Consider the following 3,141-nt stretch of genomic DNA (forward strand, 5'->3'; position numbering starts at 1 on the left):
GCGCCACAGCATGGGGTCCGACCGTCACACGAGTTCGGCGGCGGGTTCCGCTGCGGCGGGCCGGTCCGTGCGCACCGCGACGGCTCGCGGCGCGTGCGCCGCCCTGAGGCCGACGAGGGCGACGGCCACGACCAGGGCGAAGGCCGCTCCGGCGATGGCGAAGCTCAGCGTGAACTGGCTCTCCTGCGGCAGTGCGGGCATGCCCTTCGGCAGCTCGATGGTCTTCGACGCGAGGAGCGAGGTGATCATCGCGCTCGCGACGGCGCTGCCGACCGAGCGGGAGATGGAGTTGATGCCGTTGGCGATGCCGGTCTGGTGGGCCGGGACGCTGGCGACGATGAGTGCCGGCATCGAGGCGTAGCCGAAGCTGATCGCGAGGCCGATGACCATGCCCGCGCCGATCACCGATGCGGTGGTGCCGTGCGCGGCGGTCAGCCAGGCGAAGCCGGCCACGCCGAAGGCGGCGCCTGCGGCCAGCGTGAAGCGTGCCCCGATCCGGCGCACGAGCAGCCCGCCGACCTGGGCGCCCACCAGCGAGACGAGGGTGGTCGGCAGCAGATAGACGACGGCCGCGTCGAGGACCGAGGCGCCGAATCCGTATCCCGTGAGCTGTTCGGGCATCTGCACGAGGTACGAGACGCCGATGAACTGGGCGAACATCGCGAAGCCGAGGAGCAGCCCCGCCAGGTTGGTGAAGAGGACGGGCCGGTGGACGAACATCTTCATGTCCACCATCGGCTCCTTCACCCGCAGCTCGGTCAGGACCCACACCCCCGCCATGACGATCGCGCCGGCGAAGGCGCCGAGGGTCCGGCCGGAGGTCCAGCCCCACTCGTGGCCCTGCGAGATGGGCAGAAGCAGCAGCACGAGCAGCAGTGCGAGGGTGAGGGCGCCCAGCCAGTCGGTGCGTCCGCCGGTCTTCGCGCGCGAGGCCGGCACCACGAACAGCACTCCGGCGAGCGCCACGACGGCGAGCACCACCGCGAGCCAGAAGACCCGGTGGTAGTCGGGGTCGGAGCCCTGCGTGAGGAGTCCGGCACCGACAAGGGCGAGCCCGCTGCCGAAGGCGAGGGTGCCGCTGACCAGGGCCATGGCTCCGGGCAGCTTGGCCGGCTTGATCTCCTCGCGCAGGACGGACAGGGCGAGCGGGAAGATCGCGGTCGCTGCGCCCTGCATGACGCGGCCGATGATCAGCCAGGTCAGGGAGCTGGTGGTGGCGGCGAGCACCGAGCCCGCGATCATCACAAGGAGGACGCCGACGAGGGTGGGCTTCTTGCCGTGCTGGTCGCCGAAGCGGCCGAGCAGCGGGGTGAAGACGGCGGCCGAGAGCAGCGTGGCGGTGGTCACCCAACTGACGTTCGCCGTGGTGGCGTTGAGGTCGGCCTGGATGATGCTCAGGACCGGGACGACCAGGGTCTGCATCATCGAGACGACCATGGCGGCAAGACCGAGCGCCAGGACGAGCAGGGTCTGCCCGGAGGCGCGTGGGGGCGCGGCGCGATGTGCGTGGGACACGGCGATTCTCTCTCAGTTCTCTCTGAGTTACTTGCTGTTACGTACTGCTACTTGCTGTTACTTGCCGAGTTACTTGACAAGCTTGATGCTTGATATCCTCAAGCAACGAGGTAGACCGTAGACGCCGATATTTGAGATCGTCAAGTTTCACGAGGTAAAGTGACCGTCATGACAGGCTCTCCCCGCACCGACACGGCCCAGCTGATGGAGCTGCTCTCGCTGTCGCTCGGCGCCTACTACGGCGACTTCACGCTCGCGGCGGCCAGCGAGAACCTCACGGCCAGCCAGGGCAAGGCCCTGACCGTCCTGCGCCGCGGCCCCGCGGCCATGCGCTCCCTGGCCGACACGCTGACCTGCGACGCGTCGAACATGACCGGCATCATCGACCGCCTGGAGAAGCGCGGCCTGGTCCGCCGCGAACCAAGCCCTTCCGACCGACGCGTCAAGAACGTCGTACTCACCACGGAGGGCGAACGCGCCACCGACGCGATCCGCGCCAAGATGCAGGCCACCCAGGAAGGCCTGGACCGCCTCACCGCCCAGGAGCGCGACACCCTGCACACCCTGCTGGAGCGAGTCTTCCTCGCGCAGCCCGCGGTCTGAGCACCGCAGGGCCCTCCGCCGCCCAGGACCGGGGAACCAGAAAATGGGCGACCTTTGGCCACAACCTGTACGTCTCTTGAATCCCCCCTGACCAGTGCTCGGCAAGTCTGGGGTCACTCCCGCCACAGAGGACACGAACGGCGGAAGTGACCGCTACCGCACTGGAGTTGAGATGAACCGCAAGAGCCGCATACGTGCCACAGTCGTCACCACCACCGCACTCGCCGCGGCTGCCACAGTGACCGTGGGAGTCGCCATGGCCGCTTCCAACGGCGCAGCCCAGGCGCCAGCCCCGAAGTCCGCGTACGCCAAGCCCGCCAAGAACACGTACGCCAAGCCCACGGAGAAGCAGATCGCCGCGCTCTTCGACGGATGGAACAAGGCCTTACAGTCCGGCGACGCCGAGACCGTCGCCGCGCGGTACGCGAAGGACGCCGTGCTGCTGCCCACCGCCTCGCCGCAGATCCGCACCGACCATGCCGGGATCGTCGACTACTTCGAGCACTTCCAGCTGAACAAGCCCCAGGGCGAAAAGGTCCGCGGCCTCATCAACATCCTCGACTCCGACTCGGCGATCGACGCGGGCCTGTACAGATTCCACCTCACCGACGCGAAGACCGGCGAGAAGCGCACCGTCGAGGCCCGCTACACCTTCGAATACGAGAAGCGGGGCGGCCGGTGGCTGATCGTCAACCACCACTCCTCGGTGGTGCCGCCTGCGAGCTGATGCCCCGCGCCGCTGCGCGCCAAGGGCTGATCACCTGCCGGTCCTGCTGAGTTCGGCCCGGTAGTCGGGCAGGGCGAGGGTGCTGACCTTCTCGCCCTGCTTGAGCATCCAGTTCAGCAGCGAGCGCCTGCTCAGCAGGGCGTTGCGGAGGCGGAGGCCGGTCGCGGTGGCGGGGGCGAGGAACTTTCCGGTGCGGTCGCCGCCCTTCTGGCAGCCCTGGGCGTAGCCGCGCATCCTGTTCTCGTACCGGGCGAAGGCCGCGCGGTGGTCGCCGTTGGCCAGCGCCAGTTCACCGG

3 protein-coding genes and 1 pseudogene are annotated in these 3,141 nt (G+C 68.8%); 2 read left to right on the forward strand and 2 right to left on the reverse strand.

Features of this window, described 5'->3' with window-relative positions; translation table 11 throughout:
- Positions 1–24: 24 nt before the first annotated feature.
- Positions 25–1,515 (reverse strand): MFS transporter, encoded by a 1,491-nt coding sequence (locus tag ACFWY6_RS44860; protein WP_384703541.1) that lies wholly within the window; start codon positions 1,513–1,515, stop codon positions 25–27.
- A 168-nt stretch (positions 1,516–1,683) separates the two neighbouring features.
- Between ACFWY6_RS44860 and ACFWY6_RS44865 the strand changes: the two genes are divergently transcribed.
- Complete coding sequence (locus tag ACFWY6_RS44865; protein ID WP_384703544.1) at positions 1,684–2,118, forward strand: MarR family winged helix-turn-helix transcriptional regulator; 435 nt, start codon at positions 1,684–1,686, stop codon at positions 2,116–2,118.
- A gap of 172 nt (positions 2,119–2,290) precedes the next feature.
- Positions 2,291–2,845 carry an SgcJ/EcaC family oxidoreductase gene (locus ACFWY6_RS44870; RefSeq protein WP_384703547.1) on the forward strand — a complete coding sequence of 185 codons (555 nt, stop codon included), beginning with the start codon at positions 2,291–2,293 and terminating at the stop codon, positions 2,843–2,845.
- 30 nt (positions 2,846–2,875) lie between these two features.
- Here ACFWY6_RS44870 and ACFWY6_RS44875 read toward each other — a convergent pair.
- A pseudogene (locus tag ACFWY6_RS44875) lies at positions 2,876–3,141 on the reverse strand (FAD-dependent oxidoreductase); the annotation flags it as partial.

It is taken from the genome of Streptomyces sp. NPDC059037, assembly GCF_042740015.1.
Classification (GTDB): Bacteria; Actinomycetota; Actinomycetes; order Streptomycetales; family Streptomycetaceae; genus Streptomyces.

Bases quoted from the DNA above. Each gene is read 5' to 3' on its own strand.
- ACFWY6_RS44865 (WP_384703544.1), top strand. From the start codon at position 1,684: ATGACAGGCTCTCCCCGCACCGACACGGCCCAGCTGATGGAGCTGCTC.
- ACFWY6_RS44870 (WP_384703547.1), top strand. From the start codon at position 2,291: ATGAACCGCAAGAGCCGCATACGTGCCACAGTCGTCACCACCACCGCA.